The sequence below is a fragment of the Pseudomonas sp. TNT3 genome (genome assembly GCF_010095445.2).
Classification (GTDB): Bacteria; Pseudomonadota; Gammaproteobacteria; order Pseudomonadales; family Pseudomonadaceae; genus Aquipseudomonas.
The window spans coordinates 51,007-77,497 of record NZ_WFGV02000029.1 but is presented as its reverse complement, the minus strand read 5'-3'; the positions used below and the strand labels follow the sequence as shown (position 1 = coordinate 77,497).

The window sequence follows — 26,491 nt, the reverse complement described above, 5'->3', positions numbered from 1 at the left end:
AAGCGTGTCGAAGAGCGCCAGCGCGAACAACTGGCCGAGCAGGAACGTCAGCAACAGGCCTCCCGAGTGCGCGAGCAAGCCGCAGAACAACAGCGCCAGGCGCAACAGCAAGCGCAGCAAGCGGAGCAGTCCCGGCTGAACGCCGAGCGCGCCCGGCAACAAGCCGCTGCGGATAGCCGTCAGTACCTACCACTGAGCAAGGAAGCGCCGGAATATCCGGCACGGGCGCTGGACAAAAATATCGAAGGCGACTGTTCCGTCGAATACACCGTCAACCCGAAGGGACAGATCGAAAATCCCAAGGTGCTGGACGGCTGCCACCCCTTGTTCATTCGTCCCTCGCTGGCGGCCGCGCAAACCTTCCGCTATCAGCCGCGCATCGTCGACGGTGTGGCCGTTGCCGTGCCGTCGGTGCGCAATACCTTTCATTTCAGGATCAAGTGAGGGAGAGGGGCCGGGCTGTATCTAGTCTCTCAGGGCAGAGGGCTTGGGAAGACCTTAGGGAAACAGTACCTCCCACTGTGTGAATATTGGCTTTGCTCATGGCCGTATCCGCGTGTCAGAACGTCTGTCCCAGGGAGAACTGGAACACTTGCTTGTCGGCATCCTCAGGCGTTCGAACCGGCAGCGCCAGGTTAAAGCTCAAGGGCCCCAGCGGGCTGTACCAAGTGAGGCCGACCCCCACTGAGCTGGCCATTTTGCTGAGATCAATACCGTCGCAGCCCTGGGAGGTGCTCAGGTTGCACTTGTCCGAGAAGACATTGCCGACGTCCCAGAACAAAGAGGTGCGCAAGGATCTGGTGTCTTTGATGAAGGGCATCGGGAACAGGTACTCCACCCCAGCGGTGATCAAGATGTTACCACCCAGTGCTTCGGTATCCCGGTCGGAGTAGTACGCTTGGCCGGCGCTGGCATAAGTGCCGGTGGCCGGGGTGTTGCGCGGTCCGAGGGTACCGCTTTTAAACCCGCGCACTGAACCTTCGCCGCCGGCGGTGTAGTTTTCATAGAAGGGCAGGCTGTCGGTTGAGCCATAGCCATTGCCATATCCGAGTCTGGTATGGAAACGCAGCGAAGTGGAGCTTCTGATCGGGAGGAAGGTCTGCCCGGTGTAATCGATTTTGTAGAAGCTCAAGTCGCTGCCAGGCACCGTCACCATCATGTTCAGGTTCTGCGAGTGGCCGCGGGTGGCCAGCAGGCCTCTGTTCAACGTCGATTCCGACCAACCGAGGCTGGCTTTGAAATTGTTGAATTCTTTACCTTCGCGCTGAATAAAGTCGTAGATCTCATCGGCGCTATAGGTGGCCGGCTTGATACTGTCGTGTTGCATTGACAGGCCGAAACTCAAGCGAGAGGTTTCACTGATCGGGTAGCCGAGCGTGGTTCCGGCGCCATAACTGTCAATGGCGTAGTAGGTAGCGCTGTTTTTATAGTAATCGCTGTAATCGGTCGCGCTGTAGAAAATGTTGTGACCCAGGCTCACGCCATCAGCGGTCCAGTACGGGTCGACATAACCGAAGTTATAACGGCTCTGGTATTTACTGCGGGTCAAACCGATGCTGACCTTGTTACCGGTACCCAGGAAGTTGTTCTGGGTGATCGAACCACTGAGGATCAAACCGGCGCTCTGAGCGAAACCAACGCTGGCGGAAATCGAACCGGAAGCCTGTTCTTCAACGCTGTAGTTCACATCAAGCTGATCATCGACACCTGGCACTGCCGGCGTTTCGACGTTGACTTCCTTGAAGAAGCCCAAACGCTCAAGACGGGTCTTGGACTGGTCGATCAGGTAGGTCGAGGCCCAGCCCCCTTCCATTTGACGCATTTCACGACGCAACACTTCGTCTACAGTCTTGGTGTTGCCGCGAAAGTTGATGCGATTCACGTAAGCACGCTTGCCCGGATCGACCGCGAAGGTGATGTCGACGGTGTGGTCATCGTCGTGGGGCACCGGTACGCCGTTGACGTTGGCGAAGGTGTAACCCTCGTTACCCAGGCGACGTGTGATCAGTTCGGATGTAGTGCTCATTAGCTTGCGCGAAAACACCTGGCCTTTCTGGACCAGCAGGAGCGACTTGACCTGTTCTTCAGGGACTTTCAGGTCACCGCTCAACTTGACGTCACGAACGGTGTATTTCTCGCCTTCGTTGACGTTAACGGTGATGTAGACGTGCTTCTTGTCCGGGGTAATGGACACCTGGGTCGAAGCGATATCCATGTTGATATAGCCGCGGTCCAGGTAGTAGGAACGCAGGCGCTCCAGGTCGCCGGACAGCTTTTCCCGAGCATACTTGTCATCGTTCTTGAAGAACGAGAGCCAGTTGGTCGTCTTGAGTTCGAAGAGGTCGATCAGGTCTTCATCCGGGAAGACGGTGTTACCCACCACGTTGATGTGCTGGATAGCTGCGACGGTACCTTCGTTGATGTTGACCTTCAGCCCGACACGGTTGCGCGGCTGCGGCACCACTTCGGTATCAACGGTCGCCGAGTAACGGCCCTGAGCGACGTATTGACGCTGCAGCTCGTTACGCACGCCTTCGAGGGTGGCACGCTGGAAGATCTCGCCTTCAGCCAGACCGGACTGCTTGAGACCCTTCATCAGGTCTTCAGTGGAGATCGCCTTGTTGCCTTCGATCTCGATACTGGCGACCGACGGACGCTCGACTACCGTGATGACCAGGACGTTGCCATCGCGGCCCAGCTGGATATCTTGAAAGAAACCGGTTTTGAACAACGCACGAGTGGATTCCACCAGGCGACGATCGTCCGCCTGCTCGCCGACGTTCAACGGCAAGGCACCAAAGACGCTCCCCGCGGAGACCCGCTGGAGGCCATTGATACGAATATCCGAGATTGTGAAGTCTTGGGCGTGCGCAAATGTGATATCGAGCAGCAGCGCAACCGAGCAGAGCAGGCGCGAAAAATTCATCAAGATCTTTCCAGTACACATCGACAGGCAGCGCAGGCGCACTTGGATAACCGTTGTAGACGGGTCATCGCACAGCGACCATGCGGGCGGAGAGCGAGCATAAGAGCGCGGGGCGTTTGGTGCGGTTAACCAACTGTCAAGTTATGTAAAGGTTGAAGCGATGACGCTGCGGGGTGCAAAGACGATACTGCGCGCATTCCCACTCGCGAGCTCGCCATGACTCACGTATTACTAGTTGACGATGACCAGGAACTGACTGGAATGCTCAGCCAATTTCTGGAGCGTGAAGGTTTTGAAGCGACTGCCGTGCACACGGGTGAGGAGGGTGAGATTCAAGCGCTTTCGGGGCGCTACAGCATTGTGGTGCTGGACGTGATGCTTCCCCTGCTCTCGGGGATCGAGCTGCTCAGGCGTATTCGGACCCGCAGCCAGGTCCCTGTGATATTGCTCTCCGGCCGTGGTGACAACATTGACCGCATCACTGGCCTGGAGCTCGGTGCTGATGATTATGTACCCAAGCCCAGTTCACCGGGTGAGCTGGTGGCGCGATTGCGCGCAATCATGCGCAGGGTGCAGCCAGCGGCTCAGCCAACTATGGAAATAATCAAGACGGGCCCTCTGGTTTTATGGCCGGGCAAACGCCATGCCCTTTGGAACGGGAACGAACTGGAGGTGACGAGTACCGAGTTCAGTTTGCTCGAGGAACTGGCCCGGAGTGCCGGTGAAGTGGTGAGTAAAAAGGATTTGTCTCTCAATGCCATGGGATGCCCATTGACGCGATACGACCGGCGCATCGACGTGCATATCAGCAGCATTCGTCAGAAGTTGGGTCCGCGCCCTGACGCCTCGGCCTGGATTCAGAGCGTGCGAGGCCTCGGTTATCTGCTGATAGCCGAATGAACAAACCCAGTCCTGGATCAAACCCACGATGAGCATGCGCGATGATGAAATGGTCGATCTGGCCGGGGACTGTGGCCAAACGGCCGACCCGTTGAAACTGCTGGTAGAAGCTCAGCAGCACCTGATACACGAAATCGCTCACGAACTGCGCTCACCGTTGATGCGCATGCAAGCGGCCATCGGGCTGTTGCGGCAAGATCCGGCATGCCGGGAAATGGTGGAACGCATCGAACGCGAGTCGGTGCGCATGGACACTCTGATCGAGGCGTTGTTGACCCTGGCGCGCCTGCAGAGTTACCCCGAAAGTATCCAGCGCGAGCCGCTCGATGTTATCGAATTGCTGACTGAGATTACCGAAAACGCTCAATTCGAGGCAGGATTGAAAGGTTGTAATGTCAGCCTGAAAACGTGTCCAGCCTTTGTCAGTTGTGTCAGTGGTGAGCTGCTGTATCGGAGTTTCGAAAACGTCATTCGAAACGCAGTGCGCTATACCCTGCCTGGAACGACTGTTGCGGTATCCGCCCGGATCAATCCCGACGCAGGCTGCCTGAATGTGCGGATCACCGACCAGGGACGGGGTATTGCAAACGAACGACTGCACAGCATTTTCCAACCGTTCGAACGCGGCATGAGCGAGGCCGGTACCGGTTTTGGACTGGGCCTGGCTATCGCTGCCAGGGCTGTGGAAATACATGGCGGTATGATCATGGCGCGTAATGAGCTATCGGGTGGACTGACCGTCGAAATCAGTCTTCCCTGTCGGGCCTGATCTTTACACGAAATTACATTGGCTTGACGGCCCTGTACGCGGCGGCTCACTAAACTTCCCGTTCAATTTAATCAGCGTTTTCTGAACTTTAATGAAGTTATTGGGCGGAGGTGGCGATGTTTCAGGTGCATAAAAAAGGATTGGTTGGCGGTCAGAAACGGGTGGATGGTCTCGTCCCTTACGACTTCTTTTGCGAAGATAATCCGGCGATCAATCTGTTCGTGTTTACAGGCTCTGCCGCCCAGGACAAAGCGGTCGATGAACAGACGCTCTGGGGCTTTACCCGTCTGGAACGTTTTGAGGCGCTGACGGGCACTCTCATGTCGAACAAAAAGCAAAAAGGCTGGTTTCAAACAGTCAACGTCCTCACCGGTCCTGCCAAGAACGGTACCCAAAGTGTGAAGTTTCAGCGGGTGCTGAAAATCATCAAACATGTCGGTGCATCGGGCCATGGCGACAAAAAGGCTGAATACGAAATCCTGACGGATGAAGGCGATATCTACTTCACCCGCCGGTCTGCTGCGCCCAACGGTACGCAAACCATCATTTACGCTGCGGACCACTGAAGCACCCTTGGCTGACACGAATTTACTGAACATACGTCGAGCTGAGTCATGGTCCGGCCGGCAGTTCTGGTGCACAGGAGATTGCCCCCTCGACCTGATGATGATCGGCCTGGCGAGAAACGGCGCCGGCACTTGGGATATCCCCTTGAACGTCGATATCGGCTGAATAGCCATAAAAAAGGCCGCTGCATACACAGCGGCCAGCAGCCGTCTCCCGTTTTACAGCGGGAGGCCGTTACACCCGATAAGACTCAAACTTTCGCCGGGTTCTGTTTCTCCGGGTCAATCCCATAAAGCGCAATTGCCTCCGCTACTTTTTCCCTTCCCACCCCTCCGTCGTCGGCCAGCGCTTTCAAGGCCGCCAACGCGATGAAGTGGCGATCCACTTCGAAGAACCTGCGCAGCGATTCCCGGGTATCCGATTGGCCGAAGCCGTCGGTGCCCAATGCCACGAAGCGCCGCATGGGCACGAACGGGCGGATCTGGTCGGCGAATATCTTCATGTAATCAGTCGCGACCACCACCGGACCCTGTTTATCTTGCAGGCAACGTTCAACGTGACCGATACGAGGCGCCTCATGCGGGTGCAGCAGATTCCAGCGTTCGGCCTCCTGGCCGTCCCGACGCAGTTCGGTCAGGCTGGTGACGCTCCATACTTCGCTGCTGACATCGAAGTCCTGCTCCAGCAACTGCGCGGCGGCGATGACTTCTTGCAGGATTGAACCGCAGCCCATCAGTTGTACATGCTTGCCTACGATTGGCTGCGTCGGGGCCGAGAGCCGATACATACCTTTGAGAATGTCCTGCTCGACACCTTCGGGCATGGGCGGATGGGCGTAGTTTTCGTTCAACAATGTGATGTAGTAGTAGATGTCTTCGTTTTCGACATACATGCGCCGCATGCCATCCTGGATGATCACGGCCAGTTCATAGGCGAACGTCGGGTCGTAGGACACGCAGCACGGTACGGTGGAGGACAGCACATGGCTGTGACCATCGTCATGTTGCAGGCCTTCGCCCATCAGCGTGGTTCTGCCGGACGTAGCGCCCAGCAGAAACCCCCGGGCGCGGGCATCGCCTGCCGCCCAGGCCAGATCGCCGACGCGCTGGAAGCCGAACATTGAATAGAAGATGTAGAAGGGCACAGTCGTCACGCCGTGCGTACTGTACGAAGTACTCGCCGCGATCCACGAAGAAATTGCGCCGGACTCGTTCAGTCCCTCCTGCATGATCTGTCCATCCCGCGCCTCCTTGTAGTAACTCAGTTGCCCGGCGTCCTGAGGGGTATACAACTGGCCGATGTGGGAATGGATGCCGATCTGGCGGAACAGGCTTTCCATACCGAAGGTGCGTGACTCGTCCGGAACAATGGGCACGATCAGCTTGCCGATATTCGGGTCTTTGAGCAGCGTGCCGAGGATGCGCACAAACGCCATGGTGGTGGAAATACCACGCTCGCCAGTGCCTTTGAGCTGGGTGTCCAGGGCCGACAATGGCGGGATCTGCAACGGCTCGACCGCGCTGAAGCGAGCAGGCACGTAACCGCCCAGTTGGGTACGCCTGGCTTGCAGATAAAGGGCCTCGACACTGTCTGCTGCCGGTTTGAGGTAAGGCATGTCGCCCAGTTGATCGTCGGTGAGTTCCAGCGCGAAACGATCACGGAACGCTTTGACAGCATCCTCGCCCATCTTCTTGAGCTGATGGTTGATGTTCTGGCCTTCGCCTGCTTCGCCCATGCCGAAGCCTTTCACGGTCTTCGCCAGAATGACCGTCGGCCCGCCGGTGTGGCGCATCGCGGCGGCGTAGGCGTTGTAGACTTTTTCCGGGTCATGGCCGCCGCGAGAGAGCTTCCAGATTTCTTCGTCGCTCAGGTCGCTGACCAATTCCAGCAACTCAGGGTATTTGCCAAAAAAATGCTCACGGACGTAAGCGCCGTTTTGGGATTTGTAGTTTTGATAGTCACCGTCCACGCACTCCATCATGCGCTGGCGTAGCAGCCCGCTTTTGTCCTTGTCCAGCAAGGCATCCCAACCGCTGCCCCAGATCACCTTGATGACGTTCCAGCCGGCCGCCCGATACAGGCTTTCAAACTCCTGAATGACCTTGCTGTTGCCGCGCACCGGTCCGTCCAGACGCTGGAGGTTGCAGTTGACGACAAAAATAATATTGTCGAGCTTCTCCCGACCCGCCAGGGAAATCGCCGCCAGGGATTCCGGCTGGTCCATCTCGCCGTCACCGAGAAACGCCCAGACTTTTCGGCCTTGATGTTCTTTCAGGCCACGGTCTTCGAGGTAGCGCATGAATCTGGCCTGATACGCGGCGGTGATCGGTCCGAGTCCCATGGACACCGTCGGAAATTGCCAGAAGTCCGGCATGAGTCTTGGGTGCGGATAAGACGAGACACCGTCGCGGTCAGTCTCGCGGCGGAAATTGTCCAGCTGCTCTTCGCTCAGGCGACCTTCCAGATAGGCGCGCCCGTAAATGCCCGGTGAAGAGTGGCCCTGGATGTACACCATGTCGCCACCAAACTGCTCGGTGCGCCCACGGAAGAAATGCTCGAAACCGACGTCGTACAGAACGGCCGCCGAGGCATAGGACGCGATGTGCCCACCCACGTTCGAGTGTTTGCCGGCGCGCAGCACCATGGCCAAAGCGTTCCAACGGATGTAAGCATTGATTCGGCGCTCTATGGTCAGGTCGCCGGGGTAGGGCTGCTGACGGTCGACCGGGATGGTGTTGACGTAGGGCGTGGTGACGCGCCCGTAAAAATCACCATGGCGGCTGGCATCGAAATCCAGCATCTGATCGATCAGGTAGTGAGCGCGGGTACGCCCTTCGACGCTCGCCACCGATTCGATGGAATCGAGCCATTCGCGAGTTTCTTGTGGATCCTCGTCGAGAAACAGGGGTTGTTGTGCCATCGTCGTCTCCTGGACAGTGCAGCAGCACCGAGTCATTGGGTGCCTGGCTAAGGGGCGTAGGTCGACGCCAACCAAAAAGAATATTTGTAGTTGCAGTTGCAACTACATGCGAGAACTTAGCCCGCCGCACGCTACAATTGCAACTAAATCGATGTCATGAAAAAGGTGATGCATGTCTTCAAGCGATCCGGATACCTGGTTCAGATTCGTCAGGGCCCACCGCTGCCTGATCCGGGAAATCGAGCGTCGACTGGCCGCCGCCGGGCTGCCGGCGTACGCGTGGTACGACGCGTTATGGGGCCTGGAAAGCGGCCCCGAGGGCACCCGACGCATGAGCGAATTGGCTGACGTGATGGCGATCGAGCGCTACAACCTCACCCGATTGGTGGACCGTCTGGAGGCCGAAGGCCTGGTCATACGCAGCCGTGCCAGCGATGACGGCCGGGGGGCGTTTGCTGCCATTACCGAGAGCGGGAAAGTGCTGCGTAAAAAAATGTGGGCAATCTATGAAGGGGCAGTGGACGAGCTGTTTTTGTCGCAGTTCGACGACGAGCAACAGCGGTTCCTCAGTGACGCACTTGAGCGGGCCGCAATGGCAGCGCGCAACAGTGGGCGAGCGGGCTGAGCGTTGTCCGGTCACTGCAGCAGATAACGCTCCATGGCCTGTTCGACGCACGCCTGCGCGATAACACCTTCCTGGGCCAGCGCTCGCAGAGCGAGTGCCACGATCCAGCGTTTATCCACCGATTTGCCCGAAGATCTGTCGGTTGAATCCGCGCCGATCGCCACGAACCGTGACTGGATATGCCCACCGATCTGATCGGCGACATGCTGGGCATAACCGGTCACCGCCACCACCGGGCAATCATCGGCGCCCAGGCAGTCGAGCAGATGCGACGACTGCCGTGGCAAGTCGGGATGCATCCGGTTCCAGCGTTGTGCCTTGGCCGCATCACGGGCCAGGCGGGTGTAGCTGGGGCAGCTCCAGAGTTCGCTTTCGACACCCCAGTCATCACGCAACATCTGCGCCGCTGAGGCCACCGTCTGCAAGGCAAGCCCTGCGCCCAACAAGCGGACCCGGGGTTGCCCGGCATCTGTACCGAACTCGTTGAGCTTGTACATGCCCTTGAAGGCCTGGCTCGCACTCAGGCGGCTGATGGGGGCGACGACATCATCGTGTTCATCGTGAAGCGCCATGTAATAGAAGCCGGCATTGCCTTCCACATACAAACTTTGCAATGCCGCTAGCGCAATGGCGTGCGCTTCGGCACCGCTGGCGGGGTCGAAGGGCAGACAGTGCGGATTGGCAGCTAGCCACAGCGGAACCCAGGGGTGAGCGCCTTTAGGCCAGCGGGAGGGCAGGGTTTCTATGTCATTGCACAGAATGCCCCGGCGGGCGGACTCGTTTGACAGTGCGCAAAGTTCGGCTGATGTCGCTGAACGTGTCAGGTACAAAAGCGGTTTTTCGCTGGCGCAGGCAGTCGGGCTGAAGCGCAGAGGCCAGGCGCTGATACGTGGGTGACAACTGTCGACTTGAGACTGCTTGTCGGACCGAATGACCCAGACATGCCGGGCCGTTCCCGGATCCCTTTCCAGTCGGTTGGCGATATCGATCATGGTGTAACGCGGAGAAGAGAAGCCCGCGGTGTTTTGACGTGCCAGGGTTCGGATTTTATCGATGCAGGCCTGAGCGGCAAGGCGGGTATCCGGTGTTTTGCTGAAGCTGGAAAGGCCGATCATGTTCCAAAAATCTCCATGCGTTCCGTCATGCCTGCACCATACTGCACGCTTCAACATGATTGCAAATGCAATTATATTGCCATGGAATGGAGTTTCCTCATGAATGCGCCTTACCCATTGCAGTCGTTCGCAAAAGCCAATAACTCGCCGTACGTGATCCTCTGAAAAATGAACGGGTCGCCTTAAAAACGACGAATGTCCAATGTCGCGCGCAATCCACCGGTCGGACGATTCTCCAGTCGAATCTGCCCACCCAGGCGAAATGCGATGGCCTGGACGATGGTCAATCCCAGACCTGCTCCCTGGGCATTCCCACGGCTATAGAATCGCTCGAAGAGTCGATCTCGCTCCGACTCGTCAATACCTGGCCCCTCGTCCTCCACACTTAACTCGTAGTGATCCTCTTTTTTCACCAGCCTCACGGTGATCAGTCCTTGAGGCGGGGAGAAGTTTGCGGCATTGGTCACCAGATTGTTCAAGGCGATGTGGATGGCCCCGGCGTCGACTTTGACAAGGCTGACCTCTTCGACGGTATCGAACGCCAGTTCAAGTCCCTTGCTCAATACCCAGGGTGTCAGTTGAACCAGACTCTCTCGAACCGTTGCCACCAGATCGATGCTCGAGGCCTCCTGTGTTGCGGACTGGGGTTCAATACGAGCCATCGTCAGCAGTTGATTGACCAGCCGAGTGGTACGGTCCACACCGTCGATCAGGTGCTCAAGCGATTCGAGTCGATCTTCTTCGTTCCGTGCCTCCATCAGGTTTTGCGCATGGACCCGCAGCACTGCCAGTGGCGTTCGCATCTCATGGGCGGCGTCAGCGATGAAGCGCCGCTCGCGACCCATGACCTCTTGAATCTGCGCCAACACACGGTTGAGCGCCGCCTGCATAGGTTCGAGTTCAGTGGGCAAGGGCGTCAATTGCAATGGCTCAAGCGAGCCCGAATGCCTGGCTCGCAGGGTTTTCGCCATATCGATCAGCGGTTTGAGCCCCCACCCGATTGCCATCCAGATCACCACTGCAAGCAGCAGGCTGCCTATCAGGTTGGGCACTACCGTGTGACGGACAATCCGATCCACAAGATCGGCTCGTACGTCGTCACGTTCTCCCACCCAGATTTTCAGACCATATTGCGTGTCATCCAGCACAAACGCGCGCCACTTTCGGCTGGTGACGTCAGTGACGTCACTGAAACCCGGGGTGACCTGCGGGGACGTAAAAGATGGCGCACTGGCCGTATGAACCAGTAGCGCGCCTTGCGAGTTCCAGACTTGAAAAGCGATTTTGCTTTCGTACGGATGGCCATCCACTTTCGGTGCCGCTTGGCTCAACGCCTGATTGAAAGCCCGATACAACTCGGCGTGTTGTTCGCTGGCCATGGGCATGCGCATTACGCCCTGTAACAGACGAGCGTTCTGCGCCAGTTGAGCATCGTACACTTCATCAATTTCATGATTGCTGTCGTGTAGATTGAACGCAGTCATGATCAGAAGACCGAGAAACAACAGGACGAGGATGAGCGTGAGGGTGCGGCGCCGAATAGAGTTCATTGGCGCTCCTGCACCAGGTAGCCGACGCCGCGAATGGTGCGGATCAGGTCGCTGGAGAACTTCTTGCGCAAGTGATGGATGTGCACTTCCAGTGTGTTGCTTTCCGCTTCCTCGCTCCAGCCGTAGAGCAACTGCATCAGGTGATCCCGGGTCATCACCCGGCCCGGAGGCGAAAGCAGTTCATGGAGCAACTGATACTCCTTGGGGGTCAAGGCTACGGGTTCGCCGTTATAGCTGACTTGCTGCGTAGTGGGGTTCAAGCTGATGCCGGCGTGTTCAATGAGTACCTGGGCGCGACCTGCACTACGTCGCAACAAGGCACGCAGGCGAGCCTTGAGTTCAGCCAGGTCGAACGGTTTGATCAGGTAGTCGTCGGCGCCGGCATCCAGCCCGGCGATGCGATCCTCGGTAGCGTCACGCGCAGTGAGGATCAACACCGGCAGGTTGGACCCACTGTCGCGCAGGCGACGTAGCACCTCCAGCCCGTCCATACGTGGCAGCCCGAGATCCAGCACTGCCAAATCGAAGGTTTCGCTAAGCAGCGAATGCAGCGCACTGTTGCCATCGCGTAACCAGTCGACGGTGTAACCCTCTCGGTCGAGCGCCTGATGGATACCTTCACCCAAGGCGATGTCATCCTCGATCAGTAATAAGCGCACACGGACTCCTGTCAGTCGAGTTTCTTGTTCACGTCCACCAGCAAACTTTCGATCTCTTTGCGGCGCCCGGTATCAGCCGTTTCCCGGCCTGGCCGTGGTGCAGCTTGCAGCGCTTTCTGCAGCACTTGTTTGGCTTCGGCGTAGTGTTTTTGGCGGTAGAGATGATCCCCCCAGAAGTACAGACTATCGATGCCGTTCGGGTTCAGTTGCAAGGCCTGTTTGAGTAGCTGCTCGGCTTTGTCCGAATCACCGAAACCGATGGGCCAGCCGGGAACCCGGTCGTACAAAGCGCCGAGGCTGGTATATGCCGAGCCTTGCAAGGCTTTGGGGTCCAGGGTCAGGGCTTTCTCCAGATCGACTTTCGCGTCCTTGACCTTGCTCAGCGCACCCAGCCCGCCTTGTGCTCCGGCCCAGCTGCTGGTGACGATGCCCGACCAGATCCAGGCTTCGGCCACCGTTGGACGCTCCTGAGTGAAGGTTGAGGCCTGGCTGGCAAGTTTCTCGAATGCTGCCGTGCGCTGGCCCTCAGGCAGTTCGTACTGAATATGCGCCCAGCTTTGCTGGATGCCGGAGAGGCGTTGCTGGTCAGCGGTATCCAAAGCCCAAACGCTTTGGCTCAGGGCACCCAGTAGAAGGCAAGCGGCGATTCTCTTCATGGCTTGTGGTTCTCGTTGTCGTTCTTCTGGCTCAGACGGCGGATCAGCGGCAATTGCTTGCGCAAGCTGCGGTCCACCAGGTTGGGTAACAGGTTATTCAGGCGCACAAAGAAACGCTCCGGCCAGCCCAGGTACACGTTGCGATGGTCGCTGGCGATGGCGTGGATGACCGCCGAGGCAACGGTTTGCGGATCGTCGACGTTGGATTTGAGCGCGTCATTCAACGCCTGCGCCGCCGGGCTGTTCATGCTCGTGCGGGTGGCGCGTGGCGCGACGTACAAGACGCCGACGCGGGTGTCTGCCAGTTCCCGGCGCAGGGCCTCGGAGAAACCGCGCACGGCGAACTTGGTGGCGCAATAGCTGGCGTAGCCGGGATAGCCGATGGAGCCGTAGGTCGAGCCGACGTTTACCACCATTGCACTCTCTGCTTGCTTGAGCATCGGCAGGAACATTTTAGTCAGGCATATCGGCACGCTGATGTTCACCGCCAGCATCGCGTTGATCTCACTGTCATCCAGCTGATCAAGCAGGGCGAAGTGATTGACCCCGGCAGCGTTGATCAGCAGGTTGATACCGCCGATTTCTTCGGCGGCGCTGAGTACTTTGCATCGGTCGGAGCGAAACGTCAGGTCAGCACCGACCCAGCACAGATGCTGCGGGTAGCGTGTCAGCAAGGGCTCCAGGGATTCTCGATGTCGAGCCACCGCCAGCACGCGGGCGCCCCTGGCGCACAGGGCCTCTGCGATGGCCAGGCCGATTCCGCCGCTGGCACCGGTCAGTACTACGCGAGCCTCAGTCAGTCGCATGCAGGTTCTCCGCTTCACGCGGCAAGCCACGGAACATGTCGGCGTAAAGTGTGTACACCACACGGGATGCGTGAATGACCGCCGCCTGATCGTCCGGATCTTCGAGCTTGTCCATCAGCCGGCGGTAGGTCTGCATGTGCTCGATATCAAGGGCGCCGTGAGAGCTGAGATAGCTGAAGGCCGTTTCCGGCAAGTCCAGCCGTTCACGAATGCTGCCGGCCGCGTGGGTGGCGAGGGCGATGCTGGTGCCTTCCAGCACATTGACCATGCCGAACAGGCCCACCGGGTTATCCCGCGCGATCAGGTCATAGAGAAAACCGACCATGAGTTCGATCGGCAGGGATGGACGTCCGTCGCGCACGGCAGCTTTATCGCCGCCGCAGGCCTGGATGTCGTTGAGTATCCATTGTTCGTGACCGTATTCGTCTTCTATGTACTCGCATACCGCTTCACGCAGCCACTCCAGGCGCAAGGGCAGTCGCGCGCCACAGGCCATCATCAACGGGACGGTATGACGCACGTGGTAATAGGCCTGCGCCAGAAAGGCCCGGTAGCTTTCCAGGCTGACGTTGCCACCCAGGGCATCGCGGATAATGGGCAGGTTGAACAGTTCGCGCCGTTCCTGTTGCGTGGCTTCTTGCAAGGTGTCGAAAAAACTCATGATGCGGATTCCTCGGAAAGTCCAGATTCAGTCAGTTGCGCCCGGTAACGCTCGATAATCGCGTCACGGCGTGGTCGGCCATTGGCAGTCAACAAGCCGTTGGCGGGCGTGAAGGGTTGACCCAGACGGGTCCAGTGATGGACTTGGGCGTAGTTGGGCAAAGACTCGTTAACCTCGGCTACGGCAGCGGCCAATTCTTCATCGGTGCAGTTCGGACGGTGGGGCCAGAGCAGCGCGTGGTTGCTTGGCATGGCTTCGCCATAAACGAACGCCTGGGCGATATGACTGCGTTGAGTCAGTTCCGCCTCGACCCACTCCGGGTTCACGTTGCGGCCGAAACTGGTCACGAACTGGTGCTTTTTGCGTCCCTTGAGGTAGAGAAAACCTTCGGGGTCGAATTCGCCGAGATCACCGCTGGGCCACCAATCGTCAATGTGCGGTGGCTCTCCCAGATAGCCCAGCAAAGCGGAACCCTTGATCAGCACCTCGCCATCGTCAGCGATTCGAATTTCCACGTGGGGCAAAGCCCTGCCGACACTGCCGGGGCGGCGTGCCCCAGGTCTATTGAGGCAGACCACCGAGGCGCACTCGGACAATCCGTAACCTTCATAAACGGGAACACCAATGCGCTGGGCACGTTCCAGCAATTTTTTCGAAACCCTTGCGCCCCCCACAGCGGCGAAGCGCAACGTGTGCGGATTAAAGAGTTTCTGTTCAGCCGCGCCGACCAGCATTAGCAGCAATTGCGGCACCAGAATCAGGCTCTCGGGCGCACGTGTGGCAAGGCAACCGAGCATCGTCGGCACATCAACGCCGCTTGCCCCGCGGATACCCAGGTTTTTCTGGCTGGGCAGGCTCAGCGTTGCGCCGGCATAGAGCGCGGCGTAACACCCCAGGTTTTCCAACAGAATCGCCAGCGGCAGCACCGCCAGATGATGCCGCGGATCGGTGGGTTGGCTGGCCTGATGCAACTCGCGAGCGACGCGCAACAGGCTCTCTGCGCTGAGGCATACGCCTTTTGGTGTGCCAGTGGTGCCGGAAGTGAAGGTCAGCTTGGCCGTGCCCTCAGGTATTTGGGTCGGACCACTGAATGTTTTGCACCAGAACTCACCGGTTTTTTCGTAGCCGACCGTTTGCAGTTCGGCAGCCAGCTCCGGTTCCGCAATCACCCGTTCCGCCTGGCTCAGTTCCAGGCAGTGCTGGCGCTGAGCGGGGCTGAAAAAGGCTGGCAGCATCAGGCAGGTCAGGCCTTCGAACAGCGCCGCCAAATCCCAAAGCATCATTTCGACACCATTGTCCAAGGCTAGCGCAAGGACCTTGATGTCCTCATTGCGCAGCCGCTGTTGGCGATACATGACCTCCGCGTAAAGCGTGGCGTAGTCGATTTTCAGCTGATCGCCCCACAAGGCAATGGCGTTGGTCTTGCGTTCGGCATGGTCGCGCAGCGTCTTTTTAAAATGCGTCATTTCAGGCGACATGACTGTCCTCCTCGATGGACGTTGGCAACCCCAGGCGATTGAACAAACCGATGTTGCGCAGATGGATGAAGCCGGCGCGGATGTTGCCGACATGCACCCACGGTTTGCTGTCGTAGTAACTTCCCCAGCTGTGGCGGTCATCACCGAGCCGTGCAGGATCGGCAGCGCAGAGGGTCACGGGTTTTAACCCGAGCCGGTGGAAGCTGTTTACCAGTCCGATGTTGCCGGTGAAGGCCACCCATTCCAGTCCGCCCATGGCCAGCAGATAAGTGATGGCAATGATGCTAAGGCGCGCACTGCCGGTATCGCTGGCGGCCAGGTTGCCCACCTCAACGATGCCGGTGCGGTCTACGGTTTGGTTGGCCGCAGCGCTGATGAGTGGATCAATTGGCTCGTCCAGGTAACGCTCCAGAAATAGCTCTTCGGTGTTGGCCAGACGCACGCCGGCTACCGCGCAGAGTTCACCGGACGCGTCGTTCAAACCAAACAGTTCTGGCATGAAATGACGAATGTCGGCGCCGTGGGCCTTGCGAAAGCGTTGTTGGATATAGGCTTCGAAAACGGGGCGTCGAGTTTCGTCCGGCAAGGCCCTGACCAGACTCATCGGTGGGGTCTCGGCTTGGCCAAAGTGCAGCGGTAAAGGAATGTTCCAGTCAAAATTGGGCATTGAAAATCGCCTCCCCAGTCAGTTTGGGAGGAGTATCGAGGGCGTTTCTTAACGAAGTCTGAAGATCGCAAAAGACATCGCTGAAGCATCTTCAGATTGCCTTAAGGCTCGGCGGGCAGGGTGCACACTTGATTCGGTAACTCGCCGGATTGTGGCCGGGCGAACAACTCGTCCGCTGTAATGTTTCCTTGAGGCTCCGTATGACCCACGACCGAACAGCACATCGTTATGGAAAACTGTCGATCACCTTGCACTGGCTGATGCTGGTGCTGTTTGTCGGTGTCTATGCCTGTATCGAAATCAAAGGGCTTTTGCCGCGCGGGCATGCCTTGAAGGGTTTATTTCTTGGGCTGCACGGGCTCTTCGGGCTGAGCGTTTTTATTCTGGTCTGGGTGCGTTTGCTCGGGCGCTTGACCCCCCGCCCACCGATTACTCCAGCCTTGCCCGCATGGCAGACGGGGCTTTCCCACTTGATGCACCTGGCGTTGTATGGGCTGATGATCGCCACGCCGCTGCTGGCCTGGCTGATGCTGTCGGCAGCGGGCAAGCCGATGCCGTACTTCGGGTTCTACCTCCCGTCGCCCGTGGCGGTTGACCCGGACTTGGCCAAGCAATTCAAGTACTGGCACGAATTGCTCGGCAGCAGCGGCTACTGGCTGATTGGCTTACATGCAGCGGCGGGTTTGTTTCATCATTATTGGGTTCGGGACAACACGTTGACCAGAATGCTGCCTAAACGCTTCTGATCGGTGCCCGGTCTGTCGTCGTTAGTGCGCTTCGTGCAGGTTCCATTTAACAATCTTCTGCCTCGGGCGCGCGGAAGGCTTTGCTGTAGTAGCCGGACGAGTCGAAACAGCAAACCTGCTTCTTGCCGGAAGCCAGCATGTCGCAGGCATCACCAATTCGTTTTGCGCGCGTCTTGAGTTGCTTGGCTGAAGTCATCCAGTGGATCCAGTCGACTCGTGCGAGGGTCGTCGTCGTGTTCCAGACTTTATGCGCCTCAGGCGTGGCGGCCAGTGCCTCCTGGAAATCGGGTGGGAGGTCAGGCTCGGGCTCCTTCTTCACAGGGGTTAGCTCCAGCGTAACGATCTCCCCAACGGCCATGCCTGCGGCTTCGAGTAACTCGCCACTGACCTGCAGCCAATGGCTCAGCTGACCATCCGGCTCAAGGGTTGCCTGAAAAGGGTGCCCATTGATGGTGCCTTCGACTGTCGTCCTCCCTCGCCTCGGAAGCCGTTCACTCGCGTCTCTTGGCAGTACCACGAACGCCCACGACGGATCATCACCCGGCTTTGCCGGACGAAGAAGCTTTGCTTCGAATCGAAGCTTCACATCGATTGTTGTCATTGCAACGGCTCCAGTTGATACGCCTGACTGTTGTCTCGCGGCAAGGTCAGTACAGAAGGTCGATGCTGGTCTGTCCAGCCGCTGCTGCCTTGAGCTGACGGGTCTCTAGACCGGGCCGGTAGTGTCTGTGCCAATCGTGCCTCGAGCTGCTGGTAAAGCCTGACTCCGGCTACTCGGCACATTTCTGACACGAAGCACATCTTCAAGTACCTCCTTGAAGATCGGTGCTGCAATCGCTCCCCCGAAGTAACCCTTGGCGGAGGGTTCGTCGACCAGTACAGCCATAATGAATTCAGGTGCATTGGCCGGCGCGATACCCACGAACATGGCTCTGTATTTATTGCTTTGATAGCCGCCTCCGGAGGCCTTGCGAGAGGTCCCGCTTTTACCCGCAATGACATAACCGTCAATCGCTGCGCGCTTTCCGCCTGCTCCGGCGCCATCGACTGCACCCACCAGCATCTCCAGAATACTGTTGGCGACCTCCGGGCTTATGACATTGCGGGGTTGCTGGGGCTCACCTTTGATTATCGACAAGGGAACCAGGTTTCCATCATTGGCAAAGACGGTATATGCCTGAGCAAGTTGAGCCAGATTGACCGATAAGCTGTAGCCGTATGAAAGGCTTGCTGTGGCGATATCCGACCATACTCGCCGGGCTGGAACAGTCCCCACACTTTCCCCCGGGAAGTAGATCGAAGTGTTATCTCCGAATCCCAATTCAGTCAGTAATCGCGAAATAGCTGCTCCTCCCGTCGGTATCGCCACCTTGCTCATCCCCACGTTGGAAGAGCGACGGATAATGCCCGGCAGGTCCAACTGTTTATCCCGGCCTACATCGCGAATCGTGTATCCATCAATTTTGACGAAGCCGGGTGCTATTTGAATGATGGCGTTCTTGTCAATGATGCCTGCTTTTAAAACAGCGGCCATGCTAAATGGCTTTATCACTGAACCTGGTTCATACACATCAGTAAATACTCGGTTTCGGATGGCCTCCGCGCTAAAACTTTTACGCGCATTTGGATTGAATGAGGGCATCGTGGATAACGCTAATATTTCCCCTGTTTTGGCGTGTATAAGAATGGCACTTGCCGACCGGGCTGCATTCTCCTTGACGCTCTTCAATAATGCTTTTTCAACGTAGTACTGAAGTGTGGAGTCAATGGTTAAAAACAGATCGTCTCCAGGTATGACGGGCTTGTGCACAAGAATTTCGCTGGTGACTCGCTTGTGCAGGTTTAACGTCCGTTCTTCCAGACCGGCCCTGCCGGACAGTTGATGGTTGTATAGCAACTCGATGCCTTCAATGCCTTTCTGGTCGATGTTGGTAAAGCCCAACGTCTGGGCCAGCATCGAAGACTGTGGGTAAAAACGTTTGTATTCATGGCGCTCATAGAGGCCCGGAATAGAGAGCTCGACGATCTTGCTTGCCACCTGCGGATCAACCCTTCTGGCCAGGTAAGCGAAGGACCTGCCTTGGGTGTTCAAGCTCAAATGGCCGACCAGCGAGGCATCGATATCAAGATGCTCGTTTAATAGTATTGCCTGCTGTTTGGTGGGGGTGAAGTGTTTAGGGTTTACCCACAAAGTGCTGACGGGGGTGGAAACTGCCAAGGGTTCATTGAATCGGTCAAATATGGTGCCGCGAATGGGGACGGTTTCAATAAGTCGTGTTGAGCGTTTGCGGCCTTCGTTATTCAGAAATTCATGGGAGAAAATCGCGAGATAAGTAATTCTCGCGGCAAGTATCATTGAAAAGAAGCAAAAAATAGCTATAACAATCGTGAATCGCGGGTTTTGCCCGAAGAGCCTCATACAACATTCCATTTTTAAACGTACGGCAAAAAACCAGCTTAACTAACTCAATATCATTTTGCTTTGTAATATCATGAAATGATTCTATAAACACACATTGATTTTCAGCGTATAGGGACGAATAGCGATTGGCCGTTTCTTTTGCCGTCGTGACCGGCTGAAAACGGACCATGGCTACGGTTTCTCAACGACAGGAATCGATTAGAGCCGATCATTGGCGAACTGCCGAACAACAGCGCGGTACGCAACTGGCAAATTCACCCACCGCCACCGACGCGCGTTTCACTTCTTCCTGCCTTGCAAAACCTTCAAAGCAACCGTTCAATAGCGCGGCACATACTGTGCGCTCGAGCCAATGGATCAGACGTGACAGCGCAACGGTAAGCAGGCCCGCGTGAAACAGGAACAACCCAATGAGCAAGGTGGCCGCATCCATGGTTGAAGAAGCGCTGTCGAGGCCGCAAGCGATCGGTTTGCGTGAGGCGTTCTGGTTCTGGTTGAAACTCGGCTTCATCAGTTTCGGCGGGCCTGCGGGGCAGATCTCGATCATGCACCAGGAATTGGTCGAGCGGCGGCGATGGATCTCCGAGCGCAGATTCCTGCATGCCCTCAACTACTGCATGTTGCTGCCTGGGCCAGAGGCTCAGCAGTTGGCGACCTATATCGGCTGGCTGATGCATCGAACCTGGGGCGGGGTGATGGCTGGCGTACTCTTCGTACTGCCTTCGTTGTTCATCCTGATCGCGTTGTCGTGGATGTACATCGCCTTCGGCGAAATGCCGGTGGTGGCCGGGCTGTTCTATGGCATCAAGCCAGCCGTGACCGCCATCGTGGTGCAGGCGGCCCATCGAATCGGCTCTCGGGCACTGAAGAATAATTGGCTATGGGCGATAGCGGCAGCGTCGTTTACCGCGATCTTCGCGTTCAATGTTCCGTTCCCGCTGATCGTTCTGGGCGCCGCACTGATCGGCTATGTCGGCGGGCGTCTCGCGCCCGATAAATTCACAACCGGTGGCCATGGCGCCGCCAGAAAATCCTTCGGTCCGGCCTTGATCGATGACGACACACCGCCACCGGAGCATGCCCGGTTCAGCGGGTCGAAAACGGCATCACTCGCCTTGATTGGCGCCGCACTCTGGGCATTGCCGATGGGGATTCTGACGGCACTCTTTGGCTGGGACGGGACCTTGACCCAAATGAGCTGGTTCTTTACCAAGGCCGCGCTGCTGACCTTCGGCGGAGCCTACGCGGTGCTCCCGTATGTCTACCAAGGCGCGGTGGGTCACTACGGCTGGTTGACGCCGACACAGATGATCGACGGGCTGGCGCTGGGGGAAACCACGCCAGGGCCGCTGATCATGGTGGTGGCTTTCGTCGGGTTTATCGGGGCCTATGTTTCGCAGGTGTTCGGCGCCGATCAACTGTTTCTGGCGGGGGCGGTCGCCGCCTCCCTGGTGACGTGGTTCACCTTTCTGCCCTCGTTCCTGTTCATCCTCGCGGGAGGCCCGCTGGTGGAGTCGACCCACAACGAACTCAGGTTCACGGCACCGCTGACGGCCATTACAGCGGCAGTGGTGGGCGTGATCCTCAATCTGGCCTGTTTCTTCGGTTATCACGTGCTTTGGCCGAACGGCTTGAGCGGTAGCCTGGACTGGCCCTCTGCACTGATCGCCATCGCGGCAGCTGTTGCCTTGTTTCGCTTCAAGCGGGGCGTTATTCAGGTGTTGATCGCCTGCGCAATCGTCGGCCTGGGCGTGCACCTGTGGCGGGGGTGATCATAACGGTGCTCGAACTTGAACAATGGCGCAGCGCGTCCTCAGCCTGAACGACTCGGCAGAATGGCCACCCAAAGGTTGCATTGTGGTGGGCAACGATGGCCTCTGTTGTGAGCGTTGGTGTATCGGCATGGGGTCGCTTTTTTAGCTTGCTGAAACGTTTCATCGAGTTTATAAAAATGGCACAACTCCAAGAAAGGCTGCCGCCATGACCCCGCTCAAACTCTTTGTAGCCCTCAGCGCACTGTCCGCTGCCTCCCACGCCATGGCCTGGGATTACGTTCTGCTCGACACCGACAAAGCCGCCCAGAACTGGCAGATCACCAGCCAGCAACTCGGAATAACAACCGACAAACCCTTCAGCGTTACCCTGCGCACCTTGCACGGCGGTCGGCAGGAGGGCGTCAGCATCGTCGACATCGATAACGGCACGATGAAACTCTCGGTAGTGCCGACTCGCGGAATGAACGTCTTGCAGGCCTCGGTCGGCAATGTGCGCATGGGCTGGGATTCGCCGGTCAAGGAAGTGGTCAATCCGTCCTTCATCGAACTCAATGGCCGCGGTGGTCTGGGCTGGTTGGAAGGTTTCAATGAGCTGGTCACCCGCTGCGGATACGAATGGGTCGGCCACCCCGGCGTCGACAACGGCGAACTGCTGACCCTGCACGGTCGGGCCGCCAACATTCCTGCGAACAAAGTCACCCTGCATATCGATGAAAAACCACCGTACGCCATCACCCTGCGCGGCGAACTGAAAGAGCAGGCATTCAAGAAGGTCGACTTCTCGGTCGCGACCGAACTGGTCACCGAACCCGGCAGCGTAGAGTTCGCCCTAAACGATACCCTGACCAACAACGGCGACTATCCGAAGGAATACCAGGCGCTGTATCACAGCAACTTCAGCACCCCGTTCCTGGAGCAGGGCGCTCGTTTCGCTGCGCCGGTAAAACAGGTGTCGCCGTTCAACGACAAGGCCAAGGGCGATCTGCCCGACTGGCAAACCTACCGCGCACCGACCAAGGACTACGACGAAACGGTTTACAACGTGGTGCCGTATGCCGATGCCAAGGGCGATACGTTGACCGTGTTGCATAACAAGGCCGGCAGCCTGGGCATTTCGGTCGGCTTCAATACCCAGACACTGCCCGTGTTTTCCCTGTGGAAAAACACCGATACCCAAGGCCAGGGCTATGTCACGGGGCTGGAACCGGGGACAAGTTTTTCCTACAACCGCCGTTATCAGCGGCCACTGAACCTGGTACCGACAATCGGGCCCAAGGAACACAAGCAGTTCCGCATCAGCTACAGCTTGTTGGCGGATAAGGCGGCGGTGGATAAGGCCTTGAAGCAGGTGAGCGAGATTCAGGATGGGCGGGAGACTGAAGTGCGGCAGACGCCGTTGGTTGATCTGACCAAGGGGTGACACCGGCTGGAGCATTGTTGGCCGATAGTGCAGCCCCTCGGCCAAATGCTCGCGTCTGATCCCGTCGGCTTGTTTAAGGTCCGCCAGCGAGGGTGCGACCTTGAGCAGTCGATGGGTTGCTCGCAGCGATTCGGTACTGTCCGTTTTTGGCCGGCTGCGGCCCTTCGCGACAGTCAGAAAACGGCCAAAAGTGGACGGTAGACACGGAGATGGCAAATAGGTAGCTTCAGGGGGCAGCAGTCCTGCCGTCACCCATGTTGCGTTTCTCCTTGAACAATGTCGTATTTACCGTGATCACTTCTAAGCCAGACAACGACTTACGGGATGACAAGGAATGTTATTCGACACGCCATCGCGACAAGAAACCCAAACCGCTCGCTTCGCACTCTGGGACCGCGTGCCGCGCTCTCTTAATCAAATGCCGATACGGAGCATATAAGGCATGTCAAACATCGTCGCATGGACCCTGTTCGCCCTGGGCGTTCTCCATATTCCATTCGGTATTGTCAAGTTCAAAACAGCATTCGCCGCCGCTGTAGATTCTGGCTTCGTTGACCAATTTAAAGCGCACGAAGATCGGCGCACAGCCCTCTGGTTTACCATGCTGGGGCCGCTTTTTATGCTCGCAGGGCAGACTGCGATTCACGCCGTAGCTGTTGGCGATCTCGCGTTACTAAAAATTGTTGGCATCTATGTGCTTATGATTTCGATCATTTGCGTCATTGCTGTTCCAAAGTCGGGATTCTGGGCAACGTTGCTGGTTTCTCCGCTGATCATCGCGGCAGGGTATGGCTTATACGCCTGACAAACTGTTCAAGGTGTTCGCTACGCTCACTCGTCCCTCGTGAGGGCTTCAACGTCTGATCGGGATCGATTTCAGTCGGTTGTGACAGGCAGAAATCGGCCAAAAGCAGACGTTGGTGAGCGACCGTATCCAGATAGATGCGCCTTTCGCAAAAGGCCGCTAAATCGGCCAGAAGCGGTCGTTCAATTTCGAGTTGCTCGCGCTCGACACGGATTTTCGTAGTGGACGCAAGATCGAATACGCGAAAGCGCAGGTGCGGGCGAAGGTTGAGCATCCGTTTCGCGTGATCAAGCGCCAAGTAACGGCCATCCCTACCGCAACCAAAGGAAAGAACCGTGGAATAAGGAAAAAAGAAAGGTCTGATTTTCGCCGATGTATGATTTTTTGAGCCTCAAGTAGTGAGGGCATCAAAAATCGGTGGGTACTTCAGACCGTCCTTAGGCGTTTGCAGCGGAATCAAATTAACGGAGTGCAAGTGTCCGATTTGATAGCGGCCAGTCCAGAAACTAAATGTTTGGTTTTTTAGACGGTTTAATTAGCGCTGTCGATTTTATCTATCAATAACAAATGCCTGTCTTTTAATATGTTTTTCCATATCATTCCCAGCGCGGAGCATAGAATAACTACGCTCAATATGGAATAAATCCAACGAACAGACATTATATCTCCCAGGTAACCCACCCCGGCGTAAGCAATCAGGCTCACATAAGAGATGAACATCGAAATGGCTGCTTTGACTTTTCCAAACTGCGAGGGCTCTACGCCTGTAGCAATAAGGGTGTCTGAATTGACCCGAATCATGACGACACATGCGCCTAACAGGAAATAAGCAGCCGCCGCTTGAGGGACACTGTTTGCCGTCAGGAAAATAAACAGCAAAAAGGAAATCGCACCTAGGCCGACCACGCCAAACCACTCAGCGTGTATTTTTTTCACAATACAGGTCAGTGAAAAGCCGCCACAGATGGCACCCACTCCCCACACGGCATCAATTAACCCAAACCCTTGGGCGCCCGCTGAAAGCTCTCTATCAACGAAAATCGGCAGAAGTGTATTGCACACAGAAAGCGTTACATAAATAAACATCTGCTGGACCGCCAGCCCAATAACAAAGCGTGTGCCAATCGCATAGCGAATCGCGTCATAAAACTCTCTCATGGCGCCGGGCGTGACTAACCTTTCGACTGCATGTTTGATCGCGGGCGTGTGCTTTATCCATAGGGTAAGGACACCAGAGATGGAAAAGGAAATGACATTAATGACTACCACATATTGCGTGCCGAACATCGCAACTAAAAAGCCGCCAATACTTGCGCCAATGAGCAAGCCGATTTGCATGCTCATACTGCTCGAAACATTGGCCTCAAGCAGGCGCTCCTTCGGGACAATATCGCGTATCAACGCCCCCACGGCCGGTTGGAAGAAGTGCTCACACAGCGCGATCAGAAAGGTCGCCAGGTAAATTGCTGTGAGCCCCAATACCCCGTAGTACATCGAAACCGCAACGAACAGCAAAATCAGCGCGCGCGCAAAATCGGTCACTATGCAAATGGATCGAACGTTCCACCGGTCAACCAACACCCCAATCCACGGTGAAAACAACAAACCCGGCAATGAAGAAACGATCAACACCCAACCGACTGCCATTGCGGAGCCAGAGGTTGTGTAGATGTACCAAGAAATGGCAACGAAATACATGCCGCTGCCAATGGCGGTTAATATAGACGCGGCTATGTATTTCCTGAATTCCCGGCCGGCAATGAGCGAGAGCAAGCTAGGCATCAAGGCGCTCCACTTCAACCGTGACCTTGGCTAAGGCTCGCATCACATTGTCAATGGCCTGCGGTCCACTGTCCCCGTTCGCAAGAATGTAGCCAGCCCTTTCATCTGAGTTCTGAGGGCGTTTGCAGATGTCCCCCGCCTTAACCGTGATATCGCACCTGACGACGCCAGGCGATTGGTGAACGGTATCCAGCCCTGCAATGCTCGCCACCCGGCCAGTCGGCAACGACAGATACCGAATAGCGGCCCCGTTGGTTTTAGTCATTTGAATGTCTGGGAATGCCCCAGACAAGCCTTGAAGCGTAGCGGTAAACATGTCGACGCCACACGCTAACTCGGTCATTTCAAAAATGCGGTCGCCGCCCGTGCGTGTATGAGACTCGACGATGACGGGCCCCGTTTCTGAAAAGATGATTTCCGTATGAGAGGGACCATACATGTGACCAATGGAGGTCAGGAAAGAGGTGGTCAGGCGTTTGATGGCATCAATTTTTTCAGGGGCAAGTGCCGAGGGCATACTGTGCCCGGTCTCTACAAAACCAGGATAGCCGGTTGTGATTTTGTCGGTGACGCCTAGTATCGTGTGATGACCGTCCCAGGAAATGGCCTCGACGCTGACTTCTGGCCCTTCGATAAACTTTTCGGCGATGATCCCGATGTCAGGAAAGTCGTATTTAATTAAATCGGTGGTCAAAAAATCCTGTTTGATCGCGTTATAGGCTGGCACGACTTCATCTTCTGAAAACAGTTTGTGCACTTGTAGACTCCCCGCACCGTTCACCGGCTTGATGATGATGGGCCATCCGCACTGCTGTGCAAAAGCGATCACCTCTTCAGGGCTGTTAACGGTTGCGAATGGAATCGATGGTATGCCGTTTGCCTTCATGTGCGCGCGCATATGCCCTTTGTCGCGCGTTAATAAAACCGGGCCAATAGGGTTTCCCAAGATGCCCAGCCGTTCCTGGATCAGCGCTGCGTTCAAGAGGCCAAACTCTTGAAAGGAAACGACCGCGTGATAGGGTTCCCGCCCGTGCAGCGTCTCAACCAGGTCGATCACTACTTTTTCGCCCATGGGAGAAGAAATAATTTGATCCGTGATAAGAAAGTCTTCGAATGTAATATCTTCTTTTTGCTGTACGACGGTCAGATGGAAGCCACACGCCTTAGCCTTTACATAAATCTCTGTCCAGCCACCGATCATAATTAAGCGACGTATCACAGGTCTCTCCTGGAAAATACATA

23 protein-coding genes and 3 pseudogenes are annotated in these 26,491 nt (G+C 56.8%); 9 read left to right on the top strand and 17 right to left on the bottom strand.

Annotated features, from left to right (window positions below):
* Nucleotides 1-444, top strand: a 444-nt coding sequence (locus GBC55_RS17735) for an energy transducer TonB (RefSeq protein WP_247266940.1), incomplete at its 5' end; no start/stop codon positions are given.
* A gap of 115 nt (nucleotides 445-559) precedes the next feature.
* Here GBC55_RS17735 and bamA read toward each other — a convergent pair.
* Nucleotides 560-2,926, bottom strand: coding sequence for an outer membrane protein assembly factor BamA (gene bamA, locus GBC55_RS17730; RefSeq protein WP_247266939.1), 2,367 nt, complete (start codon nucleotides 2,924-2,926; stop codon nucleotides 560-562).
* A 216-nt stretch (nucleotides 2,927-3,142) separates the two neighbouring features.
* Here bamA and GBC55_RS17725 point away from each other — a divergent pair, with 216 nt between their 5' ends.
* The 3 genes and pseudogenes from GBC55_RS17725 to GBC55_RS17715 all read left to right on the top strand — a co-directional run bounded on the left by GBC55_RS17725 (nucleotide 3,143) and on the right by GBC55_RS17715 (nucleotide 5,161).
* Nucleotides 3,143-3,826: a response regulator transcription factor gene (locus GBC55_RS17725; protein WP_162438770.1), complete on the top strand. Its 684-nt coding sequence runs from the start codon at nucleotides 3,143-3,145 to the stop codon at nucleotides 3,824-3,826.
* Between the two features lies 1 nt (nucleotide 3,827).
* Nucleotides 3,828-4,595, top strand: a pseudogene (locus tag GBC55_RS17720) (ATP-binding protein); the annotation flags it as partial.
* Nucleotides 4,596-4,711: 116 nt separating this feature from the next.
* Nucleotides 4,712-5,161 (top strand): hypothetical protein, encoded by a 450-nt coding sequence (locus GBC55_RS17715; RefSeq protein WP_162438772.1) that lies wholly within the window; start codon nucleotides 4,712-4,714, stop codon nucleotides 5,159-5,161.
* A 251-nt stretch (nucleotides 5,162-5,412) separates the two neighbouring features.
* Here the strand turns inward: GBC55_RS17715 and aceE are convergent, their stop codons facing one another.
* Entirely contained in the window at nucleotides 5,413-8,082 is a 2,670-nt protein-coding gene (gene aceE / locus GBC55_RS17710) for a pyruvate dehydrogenase (acetyl-transferring), homodimeric type (RefSeq protein WP_162438773.1), read from the bottom strand.
* Between the two features lie 172 nt (nucleotides 8,083-8,254).
* On the opposite strand from aceE, the gene GBC55_RS17705 reads away from it, so the two are divergent.
* Nucleotides 8,255-8,707 (top strand): MarR family transcriptional regulator, encoded by a 453-nt coding sequence (locus tag GBC55_RS17705; protein WP_162438774.1) that lies wholly within the window; start codon nucleotides 8,255-8,257, stop codon nucleotides 8,705-8,707.
* An 11-nt stretch (nucleotides 8,708-8,718) separates the two neighbouring features.
* Here the strand turns inward: GBC55_RS17705 and GBC55_RS17700 are convergent, their stop codons facing one another.
* The 8 genes from GBC55_RS17700 to GBC55_RS17665 all read right to left on the bottom strand — a co-directional run bounded on the left by GBC55_RS17700 (nucleotide 8,719) and on the right by GBC55_RS17665 (nucleotide 16,299).
* Nucleotides 8,719-9,822: a pyruvate dehydrogenase gene (locus GBC55_RS17700; protein ID WP_162438775.1), complete on the bottom strand. Its 1,104-nt coding sequence runs from the start codon at nucleotides 9,820-9,822 to the stop codon at nucleotides 8,719-8,721.
* A gap of 182 nt (nucleotides 9,823-10,004) precedes the next feature.
* Entirely contained in the window at nucleotides 10,005-11,372 is a 1,368-nt protein-coding gene (locus GBC55_RS17695) for an ATP-binding protein (protein WP_162438776.1), read from the bottom strand.
* Nucleotides 11,369-12,031, bottom strand: coding sequence for a response regulator (locus tag GBC55_RS17690; RefSeq protein ID WP_162438777.1), 663 nt, complete (start codon nucleotides 12,029-12,031; stop codon nucleotides 11,369-11,371). The genes GBC55_RS17695 and GBC55_RS17690 overlap by 4 nt, the downstream gene beginning before the upstream one ends.
* 11 nt (nucleotides 12,032-12,042) lie before the next feature.
* Nucleotides 12,043-12,687, bottom strand: coding sequence for a tetratricopeptide repeat protein (locus GBC55_RS17685; protein WP_162438778.1), 645 nt, complete (start codon nucleotides 12,685-12,687; stop codon nucleotides 12,043-12,045).
* On the bottom strand, nucleotides 12,684-13,493 hold the full coding sequence (locus GBC55_RS17680; RefSeq protein ID WP_162438779.1) for an SDR family oxidoreductase: 810 nt from the start codon (nucleotides 13,491-13,493) through the stop codon (nucleotides 12,684-12,686). Before GBC55_RS17680 ends, GBC55_RS17685 begins: the two co-directional genes overlap by 4 nt.
* Nucleotides 13,480-14,154 carry an iron-containing redox enzyme family protein gene (locus GBC55_RS17675; protein WP_162438780.1) on the bottom strand — a complete coding sequence of 225 codons (675 nt, stop codon included), beginning with the start codon at nucleotides 14,152-14,154 and terminating at the stop codon, nucleotides 13,480-13,482. Before GBC55_RS17675 ends, GBC55_RS17680 begins: the two co-directional genes overlap by 14 nt.
* Nucleotides 14,151-15,632, bottom strand: a complete 1,482-nt coding sequence (locus GBC55_RS17670) for an AMP-binding protein (protein WP_162438781.1) — start codon at nucleotides 15,630-15,632, stop codon at nucleotides 14,151-14,153. The genes GBC55_RS17675 and GBC55_RS17670 overlap by 4 nt, the downstream gene beginning before the upstream one ends.
* Nucleotides 15,622-16,299 (bottom strand): thermostable hemolysin, encoded by a 678-nt coding sequence (locus GBC55_RS17665; RefSeq protein WP_162438782.1) that lies wholly within the window; start codon nucleotides 16,297-16,299, stop codon nucleotides 15,622-15,624. The genes GBC55_RS17670 and GBC55_RS17665 overlap by 11 nt, the downstream gene beginning before the upstream one ends.
* Nucleotides 16,300-16,499: 200 nt before the next feature.
* Between GBC55_RS17665 and GBC55_RS17660 the strand changes: the two genes are divergently transcribed.
* Nucleotides 16,500-17,045, top strand: a complete 546-nt coding sequence (locus tag GBC55_RS17660) for a cytochrome b (RefSeq protein WP_162438783.1) — start codon at nucleotides 16,500-16,502, stop codon at nucleotides 17,043-17,045.
* Nucleotides 17,046-17,091: 46 nt separating this feature from the next.
* Here the strand turns inward: GBC55_RS17660 and GBC55_RS17655 are convergent, their stop codons facing one another.
* Together GBC55_RS17655 and GBC55_RS17650 are read right to left on the bottom strand one after the other, a co-directional pair.
* Complete coding sequence (locus GBC55_RS17655; protein WP_162438784.1) at nucleotides 17,092-17,646, bottom strand: YdeI/OmpD-associated family protein; 555 nt, start codon at nucleotides 17,644-17,646, stop codon at nucleotides 17,092-17,094.
* Nucleotides 17,647-17,751: 105 nt separating this feature from the next.
* Nucleotides 17,752-19,464, bottom strand: coding sequence for a penicillin-binding protein 2 (locus tag GBC55_RS17650; protein WP_162438785.1), 1,713 nt, complete (start codon nucleotides 19,462-19,464; stop codon nucleotides 17,752-17,754).
* A gap of 413 nt (nucleotides 19,465-19,877) precedes the next feature.
* Here GBC55_RS17650 and chrA point away from each other — a divergent pair, with 413 nt between their 5' ends.
* A complete protein-coding gene (chrA, locus tag GBC55_RS17645; RefSeq protein ID WP_162438786.1) occupies nucleotides 19,878-21,239 on the top strand; it encodes a chromate efflux transporter in 1,362 nt (453 codons plus the stop codon).
* A 37-nt stretch (nucleotides 21,240-21,276) separates the two neighbouring features.
* On the opposite strand, the pseudogene GBC55_RS17640 reads toward chrA, so the two are convergent.
* Nucleotides 21,277-21,366 (bottom strand): annotated as a pseudogene (locus GBC55_RS17640) (cysteine hydrolase); the annotation flags it as partial.
* A gap of 81 nt (nucleotides 21,367-21,447) precedes the next feature.
* Between GBC55_RS17640 and GBC55_RS17635 the strand changes: the two are divergent.
* Nucleotides 21,448-22,662 (top strand): aldose 1-epimerase family protein, encoded by a 1,215-nt coding sequence (locus GBC55_RS17635; RefSeq protein WP_162438787.1) that lies wholly within the window; start codon nucleotides 21,448-21,450, stop codon nucleotides 22,660-22,662.
* A 15-nt stretch (nucleotides 22,663-22,677) separates the two neighbouring features.
* Here the strand turns inward: GBC55_RS17635 and GBC55_RS17630 are convergent.
* Nucleotides 22,678-22,791: pseudogene (locus GBC55_RS17630) on the bottom strand (hypothetical protein); the annotation flags it as partial.
* Nucleotides 22,792-23,104: 313 nt separating this feature from the next.
* On the opposite strand from GBC55_RS17630, the gene GBC55_RS17625 reads away from it, so the two are divergent.
* Nucleotides 23,105-23,467 carry a DUF6463 family protein gene (locus tag GBC55_RS17625; protein WP_162438788.1) on the top strand — a complete coding sequence of 121 codons (363 nt, stop codon included), beginning with the start codon at nucleotides 23,105-23,107 and terminating at the stop codon, nucleotides 23,465-23,467.
* On the opposite strand, the gene GBC55_RS17620 is transcribed toward GBC55_RS17625, so the two are convergent.
* The 3 genes from GBC55_RS17620 to GBC55_RS17610 form a co-directional block, all read right to left on the bottom strand.
* The gene (locus GBC55_RS17620; RefSeq protein ID WP_162438769.1) at nucleotides 23,436-23,765 is read right to left on the bottom strand and encodes a hypothetical protein; all 330 of its coding nucleotides are present in this window, start codon (nucleotides 23,763-23,765) and stop codon (nucleotides 23,436-23,438) included. The two genes, GBC55_RS17625 and GBC55_RS17620, sit on opposite strands and share 32 nt — an antisense overlap.
* Before the next feature lie 233 nt (nucleotides 23,766-23,998).
* Nucleotides 23,999-25,249: an MFS transporter gene (locus GBC55_RS17615; protein ID WP_162438789.1), complete on the bottom strand. Its 1,251-nt coding sequence runs from the start codon at nucleotides 25,247-25,249 to the stop codon at nucleotides 23,999-24,001.
* Nucleotides 25,242-26,468: an ATP-grasp domain-containing protein gene (locus GBC55_RS17610; protein ID WP_162438790.1), complete on the bottom strand. Its 1,227-nt coding sequence runs from the start codon at nucleotides 26,466-26,468 to the stop codon at nucleotides 25,242-25,244. The genes GBC55_RS17615 and GBC55_RS17610 overlap by 8 nt, the downstream gene beginning before the upstream one ends.
* Nucleotides 26,469-26,491: the final 23 nt, after the last annotated feature.